General features: G+C 36.8%; 21 protein-coding genes. 5 read left to right on the top strand and 16 right to left on the bottom strand.

Annotated features, from left to right (window positions below; genetic code table 11):
* Positions 1–112 precede the first annotated feature (112 nt).
* Positions 113–985 carry a phosphotransferase family protein gene (locus ACQKMI_RS14285; RefSeq protein WP_427489933.1) on the bottom strand — a complete coding sequence of 291 codons (873 nt, stop codon included), beginning with the start codon at positions 983–985 and terminating at the stop codon, positions 113–115.
* 266 nt (positions 986–1,251) lie between these two features.
* On the opposite strand from ACQKMI_RS14285, the gene ACQKMI_RS14280 reads away from it, so the two are divergent.
* Positions 1,252–1,434 (top strand): hypothetical protein, encoded by a 183-nt coding sequence (locus tag ACQKMI_RS14280; protein ID WP_427489932.1) that lies wholly within the window; start codon positions 1,252–1,254, stop codon positions 1,432–1,434.
* 361 nt (positions 1,435–1,795) lie between these two features.
* Here ACQKMI_RS14280 and ACQKMI_RS14275 read toward each other — a convergent pair whose 3' ends face one another.
* The 5 genes from ACQKMI_RS14275 to ACQKMI_RS14255 all read right to left on the bottom strand — a co-directional run bounded on the left by ACQKMI_RS14275 (position 1,796) and on the right by ACQKMI_RS14255 (position 6,832).
* On the bottom strand, positions 1,796–2,263 hold the full coding sequence (locus ACQKMI_RS14275) for a DUF6097 family protein (protein WP_427489930.1): 468 nt from the start codon (positions 2,261–2,263) through the stop codon (positions 1,796–1,798).
* 183 nt (positions 2,264–2,446) lie between these two features.
* Positions 2,447–3,241 (bottom strand): hypothetical protein, encoded by a 795-nt coding sequence (locus ACQKMI_RS14270; RefSeq protein ID WP_427489928.1) that lies wholly within the window; start codon positions 3,239–3,241, stop codon positions 2,447–2,449.
* A 22-nt stretch (positions 3,242–3,263) separates the two neighbouring features.
* Positions 3,264–3,677 carry a hypothetical protein gene (locus ACQKMI_RS14265; RefSeq protein WP_427489926.1) on the bottom strand — a complete coding sequence of 138 codons (414 nt, stop codon included), beginning with the start codon at positions 3,675–3,677 and terminating at the stop codon, positions 3,264–3,266.
* 254 nt (positions 3,678–3,931) lie between these two features.
* Positions 3,932–5,212, bottom strand: a complete 1,281-nt coding sequence (locus ACQKMI_RS14260; RefSeq protein WP_427489924.1) for a helix-turn-helix domain-containing protein — start codon at positions 5,210–5,212, stop codon at positions 3,932–3,934.
* Between the two features lie 774 nt (positions 5,213–5,986).
* On the bottom strand, positions 5,987–6,832 hold the full coding sequence (locus tag ACQKMI_RS14255) for an alpha/beta hydrolase (RefSeq protein WP_427489922.1): 846 nt from the start codon (positions 6,830–6,832) through the stop codon (positions 5,987–5,989).
* 315 nt (positions 6,833–7,147) lie between these two features.
* Between ACQKMI_RS14255 and ACQKMI_RS14250 the strand changes: the two genes are divergently transcribed.
* Positions 7,148–7,633, top strand: a complete 486-nt coding sequence (locus ACQKMI_RS14250; RefSeq protein ID WP_427489920.1) for a tetratricopeptide repeat protein — start codon at positions 7,148–7,150, stop codon at positions 7,631–7,633.
* A gap of 43 nt (positions 7,634–7,676) precedes the next feature.
* On the opposite strand, the gene ACQKMI_RS14245 is transcribed toward ACQKMI_RS14250, so the two are convergent.
* From ACQKMI_RS14245 to ACQKMI_RS14235, 3 genes are read right to left on the bottom strand one after another with little or no spacing between them, the layout of a single operon-like run.
* A complete protein-coding gene (locus tag ACQKMI_RS14245) occupies positions 7,677–7,898 on the bottom strand; it encodes a DUF3955 domain-containing protein (RefSeq protein ID WP_427490123.1) in 222 nt (73 codons plus the stop codon).
* Between the two features lie 10 nt (positions 7,899–7,908).
* Positions 7,909–8,127 carry a helix-turn-helix domain-containing protein gene (locus ACQKMI_RS14240; protein ID WP_427489918.1) on the bottom strand — a complete coding sequence of 73 codons (219 nt, stop codon included), beginning with the start codon at positions 8,125–8,127 and terminating at the stop codon, positions 7,909–7,911.
* Between the two features lie 12 nt (positions 8,128–8,139).
* Complete coding sequence (locus ACQKMI_RS14235; RefSeq protein WP_427489916.1) at positions 8,140–8,619, bottom strand: DUF2975 domain-containing protein; 480 nt, start codon at positions 8,617–8,619, stop codon at positions 8,140–8,142.
* 637 nt (positions 8,620–9,256) lie between these two features.
* Here ACQKMI_RS14235 and ACQKMI_RS14230 point away from each other — a divergent pair.
* Positions 9,257–10,093, top strand: a complete 837-nt coding sequence (locus ACQKMI_RS14230) for an aminoglycoside 6-adenylyltransferase (protein ID WP_427489914.1) — start codon at positions 9,257–9,259, stop codon at positions 10,091–10,093.
* Positions 10,094–10,220: 127 nt separating this feature from the next.
* Here the strand turns inward: ACQKMI_RS14230 and ACQKMI_RS14225 are convergent, their stop codons facing one another.
* The 4 genes from ACQKMI_RS14225 to ACQKMI_RS14210 all read right to left on the bottom strand — a co-directional run bounded on the left by ACQKMI_RS14225 (position 10,221) and on the right by ACQKMI_RS14210 (position 14,625).
* A complete protein-coding gene (locus ACQKMI_RS14225) occupies positions 10,221–11,264 on the bottom strand; it encodes a phosphotransferase family protein (RefSeq protein WP_427489912.1) in 1,044 nt (347 codons plus the stop codon).
* Positions 11,265–11,276: 12 nt separating this feature from the next.
* Positions 11,277–12,053 (bottom strand): SDR family oxidoreductase, encoded by a 777-nt coding sequence (locus ACQKMI_RS14220; RefSeq protein ID WP_427489910.1) that lies wholly within the window; start codon positions 12,051–12,053, stop codon positions 11,277–11,279.
* Positions 12,050–13,285, bottom strand: a complete 1,236-nt coding sequence (locus ACQKMI_RS14215; protein ID WP_427489908.1) for an acyl-CoA dehydrogenase family protein — start codon at positions 13,283–13,285, stop codon at positions 12,050–12,052. The genes ACQKMI_RS14220 and ACQKMI_RS14215 overlap by 4 nt, the downstream gene beginning before the upstream one ends.
* Before the next feature lie 452 nt (positions 13,286–13,737).
* Positions 13,738–14,625 (bottom strand): LysR family transcriptional regulator, encoded by an 888-nt coding sequence (locus ACQKMI_RS14210; RefSeq protein ID WP_427417090.1) that lies wholly within the window; start codon positions 14,623–14,625, stop codon positions 13,738–13,740.
* A 140-nt stretch (positions 14,626–14,765) separates the two neighbouring features.
* Here ACQKMI_RS14210 and hutG point away from each other — a divergent pair, with 140 nt between their 5' ends.
* Together hutG and gltS are read left to right on the top strand one after the other, a co-directional pair.
* Positions 14,766–15,728 carry a formimidoylglutamase gene (hutG, locus tag ACQKMI_RS14205; RefSeq protein ID WP_427489906.1) on the top strand — a complete coding sequence of 321 codons (963 nt, stop codon included), beginning with the start codon at positions 14,766–14,768 and terminating at the stop codon, positions 15,726–15,728.
* Positions 15,728–16,912 carry a sodium/glutamate symporter gene (gene gltS, locus ACQKMI_RS14200; RefSeq protein WP_427489904.1) on the top strand — a complete coding sequence of 395 codons (1,185 nt, stop codon included), beginning with the start codon at positions 15,728–15,730 and terminating at the stop codon, positions 16,910–16,912. Before hutG ends, gltS begins: the two co-directional genes overlap by 1 nt.
* A 42-nt stretch (positions 16,913–16,954) precedes the next feature.
* On the opposite strand, the gene ACQKMI_RS14195 is transcribed toward gltS, so the two are convergent.
* The 3 genes from ACQKMI_RS14195 to ACQKMI_RS14185 form a co-directional block, all read right to left on the bottom strand.
* A complete protein-coding gene (locus tag ACQKMI_RS14195) occupies positions 16,955–17,467 on the bottom strand; it encodes a GNAT family N-acetyltransferase (protein ID WP_427489902.1) in 513 nt (170 codons plus the stop codon).
* A gap of 262 nt (positions 17,468–17,729) precedes the next feature.
* Complete coding sequence (locus tag ACQKMI_RS14190) at positions 17,730–18,995, bottom strand: polysaccharide deacetylase family protein (protein WP_427489900.1); 1,266 nt, start codon at positions 18,993–18,995, stop codon at positions 17,730–17,732.
* Positions 18,996–19,458: 463 nt separating this feature from the next.
* Positions 19,459–20,295, bottom strand: a complete 837-nt coding sequence (locus ACQKMI_RS14185) for a D-alanyl-D-alanine carboxypeptidase family protein (RefSeq protein WP_427489898.1) — start codon at positions 20,293–20,295, stop codon at positions 19,459–19,461.
* Between the last annotated feature and the right edge of the window lie 77 nt (positions 20,296–20,372).

Raw genomic sequence — 20,372 nt, 5'->3', positions numbered from 1 at the left:
TAACTTATTCAACGCATTCGCAAAAAAACCTCTTCTTCAACTAACCTGCCTCGTTAGTTGAATAAGAAAAAGATGGGGTCTCTGTGGAATCCCATCTTGAAGTAAAGCACCCTTAGTTCATTAAGACGAAATTAAAAATGTCCGTTTCTATGGTCCATTTTAAACGTCTTATCCATTCCTCCTGTACTTCTTGTGGTGCTTTTTTGACCTTATGTAATACTTTCCATACCTTATATACACAGTAAGACCTTAATACTTCAGGAGATAAGTGTATTGGATTATTAATTTTATATTCTTTAATAAATAAGAGATTTAATGAGTCCGCATATTCAGGGTAATGAAGTTTTGTAAACCAGCAGACCCATCCTATATCGGTTAAAGGATTTGCCCATTCAGACCATTCCCAATCTAAGACTGTAAGAGTATTAGTATCTGTGTATAAAACATTGTGAATCCCATAGTCACCGTGCGTTAAAACCCATTCCTCCTTAGTATCGTTTATGTTTTGTAATATCTCCATAGAATTTGCAATAAGAAATTCAGGTACAAAATCTAAACTTAAGTTAAATTCATTAAAAGTACATTCTTTAATTCCACTTGAAGTATAGTTATATTTTATTGAATGAATTCTTTTAGCAAGAGATGCTCCTAAGTTTTTATATAATTCCTTTGTTCTTTCTAATTCATTGTTATCTAAAATGGATTGTCCATTTATTCCTTTTCTGTACTCCATTACAATTATTTGAAGGGCATCTGTTTCTATTAACTCATAAATTTTTGGTGTTACTCCTGTTTCTTGAATTAAATTTAAACAATTTATTTCATTTTCAATGTCTTCGTTAAATTTATTTGCAACTTTAACAACTAACGGAGGAAGTGTACCATTTAACAAAAAAGTGTCATTTGTGTACCCTCCAGTTAATCGAACAAGTGAAAAATCACCGTATTTTTCTTTCAAATGTTTTTTTAATACTTTTTCAGTCAAAGTTATCCATCCAATCATTCTTTTGTATCTATTAATTTTACTATAAAGCAATAACAGATCCCCTTTAAACCATTCAATATATATTATTTCTTATTCAACTAACCTGCCCGTTAGTTTAAGTACATTTCTTCACAATCTCCAATCAAACTTTATTACAAATTATCAATCTTTATTATAAATGATCAAACTTTTTTATAAAGCTACAATGCGCGGATAATTCCACTGCTCGTTCTCTCTCTGGCAATTTCACATCACAAAGGTTTCATATGTTACGATTACCCGCTAAATTAGAACAAGAGTATTATCCGGCGCCAACATCAGTTGAAGAGCTATCACAAATCGTAGAAAAATTAAATAAAAAAGTGCAAGCGGTTGACCATAAAATCGAAGAGTCAAAAAATAGAAATATATGCAAAAAAGCTGTAGCAAATGGAATTATAAATACGTGAATTTGTTTGCGTTTGCTTCCTTCTTTGTTCCAGATATAAAATCGCTTCATTCTCAATAGGCTTTTCTTGTACAAGCTGACAACGAAATTGAAAATATTTATATGTTTAAATACAAAGCCCAGAAAATTCTACTGTCCGTAAAATTATCTGGGCTGCTTGTTATTTATTTAGGTTTTGTCCTAACCTCATTCGAAACCTCAAGTATATTGTTAGAAGTTTTCATTGTTGTGGCTAATTTCACTAAATGGTGAGTTGGTAAAAGGAAGCACTGGAATTATGAGAGATAGGAAAGTGTGCTCACCCTTTCCTATCTCCTTAAAGGTATTATTTCAATCGATTTGGAGAGAAAGTTAGTTAAAAACTACTTTTCAATATTTTGGTTTAATTGGTCCAGTAATTTCAACTTTATATTAGGATATATTTTATAATACATTTTCTTTTCTATTAATTTATGTGCAATTACGATAGAAGCAAATATAAAAGCGTACAGAATAAACGCCCATGGATAAGCTAAAAACCAATCAAGTACATTTTTAAAGATATCCTCTCGATCTATTACTTTTAACTTTCCTAATATCATATAAACAATAAAGACAACGATTGGTAATGCAATAACACCCGACATAATGTTTAAAGATCGTTTTTTATTCCGAGCTTCGATAAAAGTAGGTTCATTTAAATATTCGCTAACCCCCACCGCTTGTTTTTCAAAGGTATCTTCACTTTTAATAGGTAAGTTGTAATCACTAATTATTTTGTGAAGCTGTTTAAGTTCTTCCGCGCTAGAAAAAAATTCAACCATCGTTTTTCCGTAATTCAGTTTCCTCACTTCTTTCTCATTTTAAAATATTTAGTATATAGTACATAAATGTAAGGTTGTTTCTATTTGCATGTTGACTGAATTTTACCAAATGTTACCATTATCGTTTTTAATCAGTGTTTCATTCAGCCATAAATAAAGTTAAAAATGAAGAGGTCCGGCTGCAACCCGGAGGCTAACGCTTTTCCATGTTTATGTACCGAACGTCTGCCGGATTTCCTGCTCCGTGACCGGCAGCACGATCGTCAGCTTCGCAGGGTCCTGCGGGGAATAGATGACATTGATGATTTGACCTTGCTGCACCTGGGCAAGATTCACGACAAGCAGTTCTTTTTGTACCGTCACCTTGAATGTTTCCCCGTTTGGTTTGGTAACGGCGAGAGTAAGCTGCAGTTGAACTTTTCCGGATGCGGCCATACCCAGTGGTACCACATCCATTACTTTAGCTATACCTTTCTCCCCGGTTTGCTCAATATCCGCTAGTTCCGGACTCAAGCCTTGTTTAACAAGCTGTTCATTAAAAAGCGATTGAAGATCATTTTGATTCATATGACCTTTGGCATCAAAACCGATCTTGTTGGGATTTTTCACCGAGACCAGTAAGGGAATTACAGATCCAAGCTGAAATTGTGGTAAATTCGCGACAGAAACAATCATCCGCAGCTTGGCTGGGTATTTGTCGTGGCCCTGTCTTATTACCATCAGTTCCAGCTTGACTTCCGGTTTGTTGTTAATCATCGTTCCGGTTTGCCGGATATTCGTGATTAGTCCCACTGCTGACTGCCCCTTCTTGACGGTACCGACACCAAAGACGTTACCCAATATGGGTGGAAGAATCAACAGGACAATACCGGCAAAGATGGCTGGTACAAACCAAGAAGAACCTATAATGATAAAGGGATCGTCCCATATCCAATTAGCCAGCAGCGGGGAAAAGCTAACGCCAAGCACGATAAGCATGCCAAGTGATGTTAAGATTTTTTGCATCATCATCCCTCCCAGGTCAGATTCAAGTTATGGTGCCAACATAGATGAGTTCCGCCGGATTGGCCGGATGCTGTCCGAGTCCGATGTGGTCCCCGGCCCGTGGCATCTGTAATTTGGATACAAGCGTTTCGAGCGTTTTCGTATAACGGCTGCCACCGGTTTCCGTCACCTCCAGCTCCAAAATAACAACCGGGTCAAAATTAATCAGTTTTCCGGTATCGCGTACCGAAAGCACGATAGCGGTAGCAGTGATAGGAACGGAACCTCCCGCGACCACCTGCGCTTGCCTCGCCTGCTCAATGCTATGATTCATTGCTTCGCGATGCTGTTTGGGGATGAATCCCTTCATCATCATGCCGCTCAAGCCTTTATTTAATAATTGATCCGCTTTTTCCAAATTGTCCTGTGCATGTTTCTTTTTACCGAACCAGCCCATATGTTAAGCACCTCGCTACAATCGTATTTTTGAGTTCATCGATGACTCTATCACAATTGTAAACAGCGGACGGAAAGGTGACAACGGGTTTGAAAGGATACAATATAGTGGCGGTGATCAGCGGTTTTACTTCCGGTTTAAGGAGTGAATTTTGCGAAGATCCACCCTTTTACTGCAAAAAAAGCGGGAAATCCGCCTTTTAACGTTTGGAACAGCCCATTCGTATTGCGGTCTTCCGACTGAAATCCGGTTTATTATTTGCTCCGCAGAAGGTAAACTAGCTTCTTGTAATATGCAGCAGATTCCTTGTATTTTCTGGCATCCTCAGAGACGACGGCAAGCGACTCATATAGAGTCTCCAAGCGGTTGGTTTGCTGAATGGACTCAAAATAAGGCAAACAGGCCATGGCCTGCTCCATTGAACGTTCGAACTGCCCCTGCGCAAACGAGAGTTGGCTTTGGTAGAACTGCAGCGACATTTGTTGATCGGTTGTTTCGGCGCTGCTTTCAAGCTCCTTGATCATCTGCGGGAGCAATGCCCATTGCTTTTGGTTTAGTGCCAACTCGCAGCGGTAAATATCGAGCAGCGGTTGGAACTTCTGTCTAATTTCTTCTGGTTCGCGCAGAATCATTTCTTTAAAGCGGTCAATCTCCAATGCGGCTTTGTCATATTCGCCCAGCAGCGTTTGCATGATAATTCGGTTGTTCATTATGGATGTCATCATTTCGCCCTGACTGGAGGTGTAAACCAAATATGCTTCCGCCATGGATAAGGCTAGCAGCGCCTCCTGAACAAGTCCGACCGTAAACTGATAACCGCTGTAGGTGAGATAGAACCCGCTCAAACGGTGAAAGAGCCTTTGTTCATAGACATGCTTCATTATTTGCTCAAACGTCTGTTTCGCCTGATCATACTGTTTCAAATAGATAAAGGCCTCAAGCATGAAATTATGCGCCGTCAGCCATGGCTCGCTGCCCGGAGCGAGCAGTTCCGCAAGTTTCCGTGCTTGAAGCAGTGCCTCGTGGTAATGGTGTTTGGATCTGAAAAGTTGGATTTTATAATAAAACATCGCTTTTTTGGCTGGCAGGGGCAGATCATTGTCGTCAGGACGACCGTATTTATCCAAGTAATAATTCAAATAGTTCCGGTGCAAATAATCATGAGCTGCCGCGTCATTAAGCTGCTGGTAATATACGGCTTTCATTAGGGCTGTGGTCAACTCAACGGTTAAAGCATCGTCGCGGTCCGGCAGATCGTTAACCTGCTGTTCATCGATGGTTGCAGTGGATTGGGATAACATTTCGAAAATGCTCTCTGCCTTTGCCAACGTATCCGGCGATTGAGATGAAGCCTGCAGCAAATAAGCCGGAGAGACGCTGAGTCGGGAGGCTATATGTTCAGCCAAATCAACGGCAAGAGGGTAACGCTCTGCGAGGATATTGGCAAAATGGGTTTGCGTCACTAAACCTTCAACCAGCTCTTTGCGGGTGATGTTTTTCTTTTTGCACAAAAAATCGATTCGTTCTTTTAACATAGGGCGTGGAAATCTCCTTTCTGCAAAAGCTCCGTAAAAGTATACCATGAATTCACCATAGAAAATGAAAGATTATTACGTCCTTTCATGGGAGTTGAATAGTCGTAAGTCACATGTTTCTGCTGTTATATTTTTTACGACGGTTGCTAAAATTGCAACAATAAAAACGATGACACTATTTATTGAGCACAAGATACGATCGCTCTATTGAACAATCGCTCTCGTTTGTTTAAGTACATTTTTATTGACAATTTTACTATGTGTAATGTATGCTCATTCAATTTTTTCATTAAAATTGGAATCGAAGTATGAAGATAAAAATTGTAAAAATGATTTGTTCCCTTTTTCACTTCAGTTTAGCTTTAATTTGTTCCAGTTCATTCTTACTAAATATTTCTATGTTGTAGTTGTAATCAAGATTTATAAGAATATTGTTCGCTTGATGTAATTTTGTAATATCTTTATCCGCTAATCCTTGCTCAGTCAGTTAAAAGATTTTACTATGTATTTCATAATTTCTATCTATATTCAAAATAAAAATGAACTAAAATAATTTTTAGTTCATTTTTTATTTTATTCATTATCATGTTGCACATTCTATAGAAATATTGTTATCTATAGATTTTCACTTTGACTCTTAATAAAACAATAAGAGAGACTTTTTTTAAGTGACTATCTTATAGGGTACATTTTATTTAATACTGGATTTTGAGCAAACTTTATTACAAGCTATCAATCTTTTAAGCCACATAAGCAACTAGTCATCAGTCTCTTCTATTCATTAACCCAATTGATTAATTCTCTATCAAAAGTATTTGGTTCTTCAAACATTGGGTTATGGCCACTTTTTTCAAAAATGATCTTCTTCACATTTTTATAAGATTGCTCAATTGATTCCCAAAGCGAAACAGGAGCGACTAAATAATCATATCTACCTAACCCTACAAAAATAGGTTTATCTACGCGAGCCATTGATTGGATTAGATTTCGTTCAGCAAATGCTACTCCCCAAAGGTAATCAATAACTTCCATATTTGTATAGACGCCATCCCACATATAAGCAGCATCGAACGTATAATCATAAAAGCTATGCGCTCCCATGCGAATACACATATGCACAAATCTTCTTTCTGGGTCAATGTGAATATCATTCTCTAACAATGCAATATCATGCTCAAATTGCTTTGTTCGCTCAGCACTAGCCGTCTCATTAAAAAATGAAAAACTTTGCTGCTGTCTCTCTTGACTGTTTGTCGGTGCTGAATTTAATAAAATGACCTTCTGAACATATTGAGGATACTTTTCGGCATATGCCAAAGCCATAAATGCATGTCCAGAATGTCCTAAAATGATAAAATCCTCAAGCTTTAATAATTGTCTTGCTGCTTCAATATCCTCGACAATTTTATCTAGAGTATAATCTTCTTTCTTTAAAACACGTGGTGGCTTCACAAACCCTCTATGATCTAAAAAGATAAATTGAAAATGTTTATATAAATTTTCTGAGAACAAGCGTGGATAATACACACTGCTACCCACTACCAATATCGGCTGACCTTGTCCCTTCACACAATATTTTAAATCAAATCCTTCACTACAAATGCTTTGATAATTATTCATTATAATCGTCCTCTTTTCTTTTTTTAGAAGAGCTATCATATAATGCCCCTCTTTCTATCACTCCCTTTCTTTTTTACATTCCCGTGTTCTCTCCATAGAACGCTCCAGCATTCTCACTCACCTCTCATTATTATTTTATATGTTATTTAAAAAGCCTTTTATCGAATAGTAATAATTCTATATTTCCCCTACCAATATGCCTGATAATATTGAAAAGTAAAATTTTTAAATTGTGAACCAAGTATACAATAATAATTCAGTAGTTTAAAATTATTAAATATTAGAAAAATATAGAAAGTTAGAGGATACAAGAAAATGGATAAGCGATTACAACATATCATAGCCTTAAGAGAGAATGGTCAATTGGAAGAAGCAAATCAATTAATGGTAGCACTAGTTCAAGAAGAGCCTGAAAATGGATACTACCAATTTCAATGTGCATGGGCATATGATTCATTAGGAAGAGAAAAAGAGGCTGTCCCCCACTATGAAAAAGCAATTCAATTAGGGCTTAAACCCGAATTTTTAGTTGATGCTTATGTAGGATTAGGCAGCACTTATCGTACATTAGGGCAATATGAACAGTCCAAACATATTTTTGAACAAGCTATATGTGAGTTTCCAGAAGCCGAACATGTAAAGGTTTTCTATGCTATGACTCTCTATAATCTAAGTGAACATTCAAAGGCTATGGAAACTTTATTACATACAGTAATTCACACTACTAATCATGAAGGCATAAAAGATTATCGCAAAGCCATAACGTTTTACAGTGATAAGCTAGATCAAACTTGGGAATAGCATAAAAGATCAGGCTCCTATTTATGAACCTGATCTTTTCATATTACTTCACTATATTTGTCTTTTTAACGGTAGAAAAAATTGCAACAAATAATATTAAAATTATACCGCTAAAGAAAAATAAATAACTTAAAGGAATTAAAAAGAAGTTTCTTTCTACGAGTGTTCCATCTGGCAGTAATTCGTCCCCGATAATTCCCTTCATAAATAAACATAAAACTCCTATTAAAACCGGTAAAGTTGCAAGGATATATTTTTTCATCATTTCTCCCCCATTATTCATTATCTTCATTTTTTCTGTATTCCAAAATGTCACCTGGTTGGCAATCTAAAACTTCGCATATTTTTTCTAATGTAGAAAATTTAACGGCTTTTGCCTTTCCGTTTTTCAAGATAGAAACATTCGCCATTGTAATGCCTAGTTTTTCCGATAATTCTGTAACACTCATTTTTCTTTTAGCAAGCATGACATCCAGATTTATAATGATAACCATCTTTTACACACCTCAAATCGTTAGATCATTATCTTGCTTTATCACACTTGCTTTTCTAACTAAATAAGAAAGCATTGAAGTAAAGACAGAGATGACGATTGCAAAGAATAAAATAAGCAACATAATTACTAGGACATTCGTGTGATAGCCACCAGCCGAAAAAATATAAATTAACGCAGCTACATATAAAACACCTTCGATCATAGCTAACACGCTTATTATTTTTAATCTATCTGCGTTCACAACAGTAAAATCTTGATTAGAGCTAATATCCGTACATATTTTCCATCCTAAAGCTAATGCTAAAAAAAATGGAATTCCTGTTATCCAAATGAATGCAATAAATGGTTTATACACCGATAGTAATTCTTCTGAATCTAGTAAAACTTCCTTCCCTGTTTGTGGCCCTAGATAAATACAAAATAGTAAACCAAATAAAGCACAAAATACAATTATCAATTTTAACCATCTTGATAATTCTTTTTGTTTCATAAAGCACCTCTTTCATTAACTTGCTAATGACATATTATCTTGTCATGCATTTCAAGTCAATATTTTTTTATCGTAAAACAATAAATAATTATTGTATTGTTTATGAATATATATTATTCTCTTATTGGCTAAAATGCTTGATAAATAAGAGCAATATGATAAAATAAGAACATGCATTCGCTCTCTCTTAATTTTCTTCACGGGAATATTTTGTTATGAAAATAAATTGGGTGCGAGAACATATCCACAACTATAATATCTAATGTCGGATAATCTGTGGTTGTAACAATAAAAATAACGGTCGCTTTAACTAGCAAGCCGTTTCTCAATCTGTAGACAATTCCATTTCTAATTCCATAAATCTGTATGTTAATTGTAGAACCACGGTATTCTCATTTCGTGAGGAGAGTCGAAATTGTCACTTTTCCTCTATCGTGGGTTTCCATGATAATTTAGTTTTTCAAAAAGATGGTTGTGGTATTATATTAAAAATAACATTGTTTTCACTAAAGAAATTTTGATCTAGAAAATGGAGAATTTTAATGATGTAGCACTTTATATAACTTTATTCAATATTAATTAGGTCCTCCTACAAAAATACAAATACATATATTTTACATTTCAGGAGGAATGAAGAATGCGTTTAGAAAAAGAAATGATGCAATTAATATTAAAAGTGGCTAATGAAGATGATAGAGTAAGAGCTGTTGGAATGAATGGTTCTAGAGCAAACTCTAATGTGCCAAAAGATAATCTAAGAGATTACGATATTGTTTATCTTGTATCAGATTTACAGTCGTTTTTAAATAATCCTGATTGGGTAGACGTTTTTGGGAAAAGGATAATAATGCAAACACCAGAGGATATGGAGTTAATTCCACCTGAATTAGATGGAAGATTCACATACCTAATGTTGTTTGAAGATGGGAATAGAATTGATTTAATGCTTATTCCTATTGAGGAAAAAGGTGAATATTGTTCTGAAGATGGACTGACAATTATTCTGTTAGATAAAGATGGAAATATGCCTAAACTGGCTGAACCAACAGATAAAGAATATTGGGTTAAAAAACCATCCTCTGTCTTTTTTGCTGATTGTTGTAATGAATTTTGGTGGATTTCTACTAATGTAGCCAAAGGGTTATGGAGAGAAGAAATACTTTACGCATATGAACATTTAAATAATGCGAGAGAAATGTTACTTACAATGTTTGAATGGAAAGTTGGTATAGAAACCAAATTTTCATTGAGTGTAGGAAAAAACAGTAAGTATCTTGAGCGATATGTTACGAAGGACATATGGGAAAGGTTAATGAAGACGTACCCTAATGGAGATTATGAACACGTATGGAATTCTCTTTTTGAAATGATTTGTTTATTTGAACAAGTAGCTATTGAAGTAGCTGATATTTTGGAGTATCAATACCCTTATGAAGAAGCGAATAAGGTAAAGGATTACCTGAATAAAAAATAAACTCAATATTTTTAAAGAATTACACTTTCAAATGAATATCCTTAAAGAACTTTAATAGGAGATACTACTTAAAATGTAGCATCTCCTTCCTCGACAAGCTGAAATAGCAACCATCATTTTTTTATATTTATAGCACCTTGGAAGCTTGATGAATTAATGCAGCTACCATTTTATCCATTTGTGCAAAACGATCGTCTTTTGTTTGACCATTGACGTATCGATAATAGATTTGCTGACAAATTACAGCTAATTTAAAATAGGCAAATGTAATATAATAATCGATGGCCGAAACATCACGTCCGCTTTTCTCTGCATATCGTTTAATGAATTCCTGACGTGTATAAAACCCTGATAAAGTCGTGATTGGTGGTTCTCCAAATGCGTATAGCAGCATTTTTGGATCATCTGCATGCATCCAGTAGCTCATGGCCACACCTAAATCTGCTAATGGATCCCCTACAGTTGTCATCTCCAAATCAAAAAGACCAATCATTTCAGAGTAATCGCTGGAAAACATGGCGTTATTAAGCTTGTAATCATAATGGATGATCGTTGCTTCGCTATTAGAAGGCACATGGTCTTTTAACCACGTTGTCAACATCGCTACTTCAGCATGCTCTGCCGTTTTCGCTTTGTCATAGCGCTCTATCCATCCAAGTACTTGCCGTTCCATAAATCCTTCTGGCTTCACCATATCCTTTAGTTGCGTTTCCTTATATGGGATTGCATGAAGGGCTACAAGTGAATCAACCATCTTTTCCGAAATGAGACGTCCTAATTCCTCCGTATTTTCAGTGCCAGATGGGAAATGAGTATCAAGTACAATACCCTTTTTACGTTCCATTAGGAAGAAATCACTGCCGATAATATCTCGATCTTCAACGTACACATACGGTTTAGGTATTGCAGATAAAAATGGATGTAATGCAGATATAATCGTAAACTCACGTTTCATGTCATGCGCTTTTTTGGCGACTGGTCCGTGTGGCGGTCGACGCAGAACCACTTCAAATTCGCCTACTTTTAGGCAATAAGTCAAATTTGAATGTCCAGCACTAAACTGTGAAATTTCTAGCTTCCCCTCTGGTAATTCTGGAAATTGGCTCTTTAAAAATGAGTGTAATTTCACTTCATCTATACGTTCACTTGCCCTTACTTGTATCGTATCCATTTTACCCCTCCCTTAAATGATAGAGCTCATACCGCCATCTACAACTATGACATCGCCCGTAATATAATCTGAGGCAGCCGCGGCTAAAAATAATGCAACGCCTTTTAGGTCATTTTCTGTTCCTAAACGTTTTAACGGCGTCGCGCCCATTAAATAATCTTGTCCGCGCTCAATTAAGACTTTTGACATTTTTGTTGGGAAAAATCCTGGGGCAATCGCATTCACATTGACGCCATATGGCCCCCATTTTACGGCCAAATCTTTTGTTAGCGTAATGACCGCTCCTTTACTTGCGTTATAGCCAATTGTATCCATGAATTCAGGTAATGTACCACCAAGCCCTGCAACCGAAGCGATATTGATAATTTTTCCGCTCTTTTGTTCTAGCATTATTTTACCAACAGCTTGTGTCATTAAAAATGTACCATTGACGTTAACATCGAAGACTTTTTGCCAAGCCTCATATGGCATTTCAACAGCAGGAGTACCCCAAGACGCTCCACTGTTATTGACTAAAATATCAATTTGGCCGAATGTTTCAAGCGTTTTTGACACTACATTCGCGATATCCTCTGGCTTTGTCACATCACAAGCAAGAGCTAATGTTAGTACCCCTAATTCAGCTAATTCTGCCGCAACCTCTTCGCATGCCTCAACCTTTCTTGAACAAAGTACAACGTTGGCACCTGCTTCGGCAAAGCCTTGTGCGATTTGAGCGCCAAGACCACGTCCTCCCCCTGTTACGATAGCCGTTTTCCCCTTTAAGCTAAATAAATCTAGTACCGTCATTTCACCAGCTCCTCATGTTTATTGGCATGCTTCTTAAGCTCCAGCTTGGCAACTGTGTTACGATGCACTTCATCCGGTCCATCTGCTAATCGTAATGTGCGGGAATTTGCCCATTGTGCAGCAAGCGTCGTATCAGGTCCTACCCCAGCAGCACCGAATGCTTGAATCGCTCGGTCAATCACTCTTAATGCCATATTCGGCGCCACTACTTTAATCATGGCAATTTCTGCTTTCGCCTCTTTATTCCCTACTGTGTCCATCATATACGCTGCCTTTAACGTTAAGAGCCTTGCCTGCTCAATATCAATACGGGACTCCGCAATACGCTCGCGTATCACACCTTGGTCCGCGAGTGCTCGATGGAAAGCGCGTCGCTCACTTACACGCACACACATTTCCTCTAATGCACGTTCAGCGGCTCCAATCAGACGCATACAGTGATGGATACGCCCCGGGCCTAAACGACCTTGTGCAATCGCAAAGCCTTTGCCTTCTCCCCACAATATATTTTCAACAGGTACTCGAACGTTCGTAAACGTCACCTCGCCATGTCCTTCTGGTGCGTGATCATAGCCAAATGCAGTAAGCATACGCTCAATTTTTACTCCAGGAGTATCCATCGGCACTAAAATCATCGACTGTTGCTCATGAATAGGTGCTGTAGTATCTTTATGTTTCCCCATAAAAATAGCGATTTTACAGCGAGGATCTCCAGCTCCTGTTGTCCACCACTTATGTCCATTTAAAATATAATAATCACCATCACGTTCAATACTTGCCTCAATATTTGTTGCATCACTAGACGCGACTGCAGGCTCAGTCATCGCAAAGCAAGAACGTATTTCTCCACGTAATAACGGCTCTAGCCATTGTTTTTTCTGCTGTTCTGAGCCGTATCGCACAAGCACTTCCATATTTCCTGTATCTGGCGCATTGCAATTAAACACTTCAGGAGCAAGTAAAGAGCGTCCCATTATTTCACATAAAGGTGCATATTCTAAATTCGTCAAACCTGCACCATATTCACTATCTGGTAAAAATAAATTCCATAAGCCCGCTTCTTTTGCCTTGTGCTTTAATTCCTCCATAATTGGTGGAATCGCTCCCCAACGATCCTCCATTGCCTCTACCTGTGCAGCATATACTTTCTCGTTAGGATAAATGTATTCCTCCATAAAATTTGTCAGCTTCTCTTGCAGTTCTACTACTTTTTCGCTATAAGAAAAGTTCATAAAAAAGCCCCCTTTGTTTGAACATCAAAATGCTAAATGAATGAATATTCATTTTTATTCTTACATTAAATGTTACCGCTATATTTCCTGTAAATCAATGTCTATTAAACGAAAATTTGAATTATAGGGAAAATTCATACTTAAGACAGTGTGTCGAGCAGATAAAAAATATCATTACGATAATAAAACTTCAGTCAAAAAACTATTTTGCCATAATATGTAACTTCGGATCAGAATAGCTTCTTTTGATTAAAAATTTTATGACTTGATATATTCATAGTTACCTGTTTTTCTTCTTTAGCTCATCATCCATAGCGTGGGGTTGATTTCCGTTCTGACTGGGCTTTCCCTAGGGGCATTAGATGAGCCACTTCTTACGAAAAGTAGGATAAAAAAAGAGTAACTTCTCATTCAAGGAAGTTACTCTTCTCAATTAATCAATTTTTAACATTCTAAAGCGTTTTGCCTATATTTATAATATCAGTAAGCAAATGACGAATAGCCAAAGGTAAATGACGATTTTTTAAAGACACTACATACACATTTCGTCGTAAATTGGGACAATCTATTTCTTTTTGTACAATCGTTTTAGCCGTTGGACCTTTTAAATAATTTTCAGGTAAAATGGTAATCCCTAAATTTTCACGAACAAGAGACACCGCAGTCTCAAAACGTTCAATTTCAAATTGAATATTAATGTTTTTGTCAGCCCTTTCGAATGCATCTAAAATGTCTTGTCTCGTTTGAAAGCCCTCTGTACTAATAATAAATGGCTCTTCACTTAAATCGGCGATCGTCAGCTTCTCCTTCTCAGCTAATGGATGATTTAATGGTAAAACGGCTACAAGTCTCTCTTCATATAAGCAGGTAACTTCGAGATCCTCATCATCCATGATTTGATTTGTAATAATTAAATGTGTTTTATAGCTTTTGAGCGATTTTTCGACACGCTTACTCCCTAAAATATCTACTAGATGAATCATCATTTGTGGATACTCTTTTTTATACTCTGTAATGACTTTTGGGAGCCAATGCTTAATCGATTCCATAATGCCGATCGTTATTTCGCTTGTGCCACGTACAATGACCTCATCCATTTCTATTTTTAAAACTTCCATGTTTTTCAATATAATTTTTGCTCGTTCATATAAAAGCTCGCCTGCTTCTGTTAATTGCAGATTTCTCGTATTCCTTTCAAGTAACGGTGAACCAACTTCTTGCTCTAATTTTTTAATAGCATTACTTAGAGAAGGCTGAGAAATATGCATTTTTTCAGCAGCCTTCGAGAAATTCATCTGCCCCACAACTGCTATAAAATATTGTAATTGTTTAAAATCCACAACAACTTCCTCCTCATTTATAGTTTTAAGCTATAGATTAATAATAATTATATATTAGAAATTATAATTATGCGAATATATAATCTATTCATAAACAATATTTTCACCGCAATAATATTGGAAACGGAGTTGACACTGATATGTATACAATGACAGATCAAAAACAATGGAAAGGCCGTATAGATTCAACTACTAATTCAAGTAGTTTTCGTTTACATCAAAAAGTGAAAAGAATTCCTATTAATGATGTAAGCGTTTCAGATAATCAGCATGCCGGAATTGTTGGCTTTATTTGTGATGAAGGTGTACGTCGTAATCAGGGACGTGTAGGCGCAGCAAGTGCTCCTAATGCTCTGCGTGAAGCATTATCTAGCCTACCTTGGACATTTAATGATGAACAGCAAATTATAGATGTTGGTAACGTTCTTTGTCTAAACCATGCTTTAGAAGAAGCACAGCGTGAGCTCGGTGAAATTGTCAAAACATTGCTAAATAAAAAATTACAATGTGTCGTGCTGGGCGGTGGACACGAAACACTATACGGACATTACTTAGGCGTTCGCACAGCGTTATCTAAAGATGCGAAAATCGGGATCGTCAATATCGATGCTCACTTCGACTTACGATCATATGATGAGCAACCATCGTCTGGTACAATGTTCCGTCAGATTTTAGAGCAGGATTCACATGCCGACTACTTTGTTTTAGGCATACAACGTTATGGCAATACAAAAGAGCTATTTGATAAAGCTAATGAGTTGAATGTAAATTATGTGTTAGAAGATAATCTGACGCCAGAAAATATGGCGCAAATCTTGCATGATCTTCAGCGATTTATGGATAATCATGATTATATTCTTTTAACGCTATGTATGGATGTGCTAAACGCTGCATTTGCACCGGGAGTTAGTGCTCCATCACCGTTTGGACTAGATCCAAAAACTGTACGCACAATACTTCAAAAAGTAACTTCGCACCCAAATACACATTCTTTTGATATTTGTGAGGTAAATCCTTCACTGGATGAGAACGGACACACAGTTAAATTAGGTGCTTATTTTGTTTATGAAGCACTTAATAACTTACTTAGGGGGCAAGGTTAATGATTGAATTCAATCAAATTACAACAGTATTTCTAGCGGTTGCGCTATTCGCATTGGGCAGCTGGCTCATCAATAAAATCGGTTTTTTAAAAAGGTTTTGTATTCCGGCGCCTGTTGTTGGTGGCTTACTATTCGCCGCATTAGCAACTATCCTAAAGACAACTGACGTCTTAGAAATTTCGCTTGATACGTCATTACAAAGCTTATTTATGATTACTTTCTTCACAACAATTGGTCTAGGGGCAAGTTTTAAACTTGTGAAGCTTGGTGGAAAATTATTAGTTATTTATTGGTTGGCTTGTGGTTTCCTAGCTTTAATGCAAAATGTTATTGGAGTGTCACTTGCATCACTAATGGGGATTCATCCGTTAATCGGTATGATGGCTGGTGCTGTTTCTATGGAAGGCGGTCATGGTGCCGCTGCAGCATTTGGACAAACATTAGAAGACTTAGGTATTTCATCAGCCATGACAATTGGTGCGGCGGCAGCTACATGTGGGTTAGTTGCTGGTGGCTTAATCGGTGGTCCTATTGTAAAATACTTAGTTGGTAAATACAATTTAACGCCAGATGAACAAGAAACTGAAGAAGTTGATTTTGAAAATAAAAATGAACAAATTACATCCGATTCATTCTTTACACAAGTATTATTCATCACGTTCTGTATGGCAGTAGGTACATATGTTGGAACATTATTCTCAGAAGCTACTGGCTTCGTACTACCTAGCTATGTTGGTGCAATGTTTGTAGCTGTACTAGTGCGCAATATTATGGATAAAGTAAAACCTGAAGCGATAAACATGAAAAGTATTTCTTTAATCGGCGATGTAACATTAGGGATCTTCCTTTCTATGGCGCTAATGAGTGTTAAATTATGGGAAATCGCTGATTTAGCACTTCCACTATTCATCATTGTTTTCGCACAAGTATTCTTCATTGTCGTATTTAGTATTTTTGTATTGTTTAAGTTACTTGGAAAAAATTACGATGCTGCGGTTATGGTTGCCGGTTTTGCCGGACACGGTTTAGGGGCAACGCCAAATGCAATGGCTAATATGTCAGCAGTTGTCCAACGCTTCGGTCCATCGCAGAAAGCATTTCTTGTCGTACCAATTGTAGGAGCATTTTTAATCGACGTATTTGGTATTCCAATTATTATTACGACTATTAATTTATTTAAATAAAGCAAGAAAATATGGGGGAACCTTTAAACTAAGGTTTCCCCGTTATAAATTTAGTTTGTATTGTATTAGTTGGCTGTTCATCCCTAAGAATTCACCACTACCTAATCTACTAATTTCTTTAAATCCTATCTTTTCAAGCATTTTTCGAGAGCGAACATTAGCTTCGTGTGTTTCTGCATTAAAAGTTGTCATTCCTAATTTCTTCGAGGCAAACTCCATCATACATATGGCAGAAGTAAATCCAATCCCTTTTCCCCACAGCCCACTTTCACCAATTGCAATACCTAACTCAGCAGTTTTATTTTTAATACAGGCTAAATCTGCATATCCAACTAATTTATCGTTAAACGATATACCCATTCGGATAAAATCTTCAGCTACATTGTTAACACAATTGAGCCACCATCTATATAGTTCTTCGGGACTTCTATTTAATTCCCATCCATTGGCCGAACAAAAAGAGTCATCCTTACTCCATTTTAAGACAGTTTCATAATCATTTATCGTTAATGGTCTTATCTTTATGCACTGTGAAAGGTTCTGATTTGCATTCATTCCTATTCCTCCAAATCTTTATAAATTAAAAATATAATGATAACGAGAATAAAGCCATTTTCATAGTTTAGAGCCAATCCTATTATCGACCTTAGTTTTCACAACTCGCCGCATACAAACGATTTTGGAGACGGTTGCTTTTGTTCAGTCTCCCTGCTTCCCTTTTCAGGTATAGGAAATAGATCACATCAACTTTATAAAATAAGAGGCCGTGCAATTGTCTTTATTAGACAGTTGCACGGCCTACTTTTATGGCTCTTGACTATTGTAATATTTCACTAACAGTTACAAATTCATAGCCTTGCTTTTGCAAGTATAGAATTACATTTTCCAAACCATTTGCTGTCGTTTGATGAATATCATGCATTAAAATAATGCTACCATCTTTCACTGACGCTTTCACTGACGCTAATATTTTTTCAGCATTGTGATGCTTCCAATCTAATGTATCGATTGACCATAGAATAGAAGGCATTGTAATGACAGAACGAACTTTATCATTCGTTGCACCATATGGTGGACGGAAAACCGTTGGATATTGACCGATTGTTGCATAAATACCATTGCTAGTTCGATCAACCTCTTGTTTAACATTGGCTGTCGATAAGCCTGTTAACTTTGAATGGTTCCATGTATGATTGCCTATTTCATGTCCAGCCTCATAAACTTTCTTTACGATTGCTGAATTTTTAGAGGCATTTGGTCCAACCATAAAAAATGTTGCCTTTGCATCATATTTCTTTAAAGTCGCTAAAATTTGTGGGGTAACTTTTGCATCTGGCCCATCATCGAATGTTAAAGCCACACGCTTCTTTTCCCCTTTCGCTACTGGTACACCTTTATTGTATATTCCATTACCAGGTATTTGAAAATTCGCCAACTCTGAAGCTTTCACATAGCCCTTTTGTTCACCTGCTTCTACATAGGCCCAGCCAACTAGCGTTGTATATTGCTGAACGACTGTTTTATTGGCAATCGTACCAAGAACCTCGCCAGTTGGGCTAGCAGTTAAACGAAGCACAGCGCCATTAGCAGCATTTACTCGTTTTTTTGTTGCCACAGGTGTCTTTAAAGAATTTGTTGCAACATAGCCTGTTTGATGACCGTATTGGACAAATGACCAACCTCCAGGTGCTGATCCATATACAAAGATAATACTGTTTTCATTAAGCAGTCCCGCTTTTTGTGCATTTGGACTAGGATATGTAAATAAAGTTGTGCCACCTTTTTGCGTCACTAAATATTTTTCAGATGTAGTGCTTGCTAATGCTGCCGTTTCTACATATCCCTCTAGCTGTTGTACTTTAATTTGAGTCCATTTCTTATTTACAGGTGTAGCTGTTACATAACTACCTTTCGTTATTTGACCGATTTCGGTGCTTTCTACGGAAGGTTCTGCATAAACTGCTGTGTCTTTAGCTACTGATTGAATAACGGATGTACCTTCAGCATTTGCAGATTTATTATCTACAAACACAAAACTAATTAAAAATGTCAAAATAATTGCAAAGGATAACAGTTTTTTCATTGTTCTACACCGACCTTTTCATCACACATGTCTTTTCTCATGTGCTTGTTCTATTAAAGTATAGAATTCGACTCTAATTATAGATTAATAGATTGTGCCTGGAAATAGTAGGAATCAACTAGTTTTTGTGAATAAAAATGGAACACGCCATAACGTAGGATTGATTTCCGTTTCGGCTGGGCTATTTCCTAGAGTCGCCCAACCGAAACGGAAATCAGGTAATAAATACAGCATATTGTTGAATTGTTTGCTTATTCTTTTCTAAAAAACTTTCAATGATCACATAACACCTCCCCTCTTAAATCAAACGGATCGATTGTATTCCCAAGCTTAATACCGTGATAGCTATCCCATATGTTTCGAAAAAAGGCTCCCAAGACGCTTTTTTTCAAGTGTTTATGCGTGTTCCCTATAAGAAGACGGTTGAAACGATTAAAAAGTTGTTATTTTTTCATATTTTTCCCTACAGCGAATCATACGCCGTTAGAGCATCTTCAATATGGAATGGTGGTGTCCAGGCCTGCCCATCTGCTTTCGTCGTCACGAATATATATCGTTTTCCATCTTTTTCGATTATTGACGCTAAGCAAAGACCCGCTTCAGGTGTATAGCCCGTTTTCCCTCCCAATATTGCACCTTCTCCCCCTGGTATTTTCGTCAAAAGTGAGCTTGTTATCGTTAATTCATTAGGCACATGAGTACTATAGCTTTTTGAAGTCAAAATTTGATAAAAGATAGGATTTTCAATAGCATAACGAAACAGCTTGCTAATATCTCGTACACTGGAGACATGAGCAGGATCATGTAATCCGCTGGCATTCACAAAATGAGTATCATTCAACCCTAATTCATGTGCTTTATTATTCATTAATGTCACAAATGATTCTTCACTACCTGCAATCGCATCCGCAAGTGTTCCTGTAGCATCCGCCCCAGAAGCAAGCAATGTACCATATAATAAATCCTCTATCGTCACAAAATCTCCTGCCTTAAAGCCAGCCATGGAAGCATTTTGAGCAGTAAATTTAGAAATCGTTTGTGGTTCAACAATTGTTTGCTTCTGCAGATCATTAGTCATTTCAATGGCAACAATCGCTGTCATAATTTTCGTTAATGATGCAGGATAAATAATGTCATCTGCATTTTTTTCGAATAATACCTCTCCTTTTTCATTCAGCAACAACGCATTTTTACTATGCAACGAAGGTAGCTCTATTTCCGTTTGTTCCGTTGAGTTATTTGTATAATAAAAATAGAATGCTGCCGCACATACAATACAAAATACGACAAATTTCTTCATAAAAAAACGCCCCCCACACATTATAATAGGAGGCATTTATGAATATTCCTGTAGGAAATTTATGAAGAATTTCTTAA

This window comes from Lysinibacillus sp. NPDC097214 (assembly GCF_050277945.1).
GTDB lineage: Bacteria > Bacillota > Bacilli > Bacillales_A > Planococcaceae > Lysinibacillus > Lysinibacillus xylanilyticus_B.
This window is presented reverse-complemented; position numbering and strand designations above follow the sequence as displayed.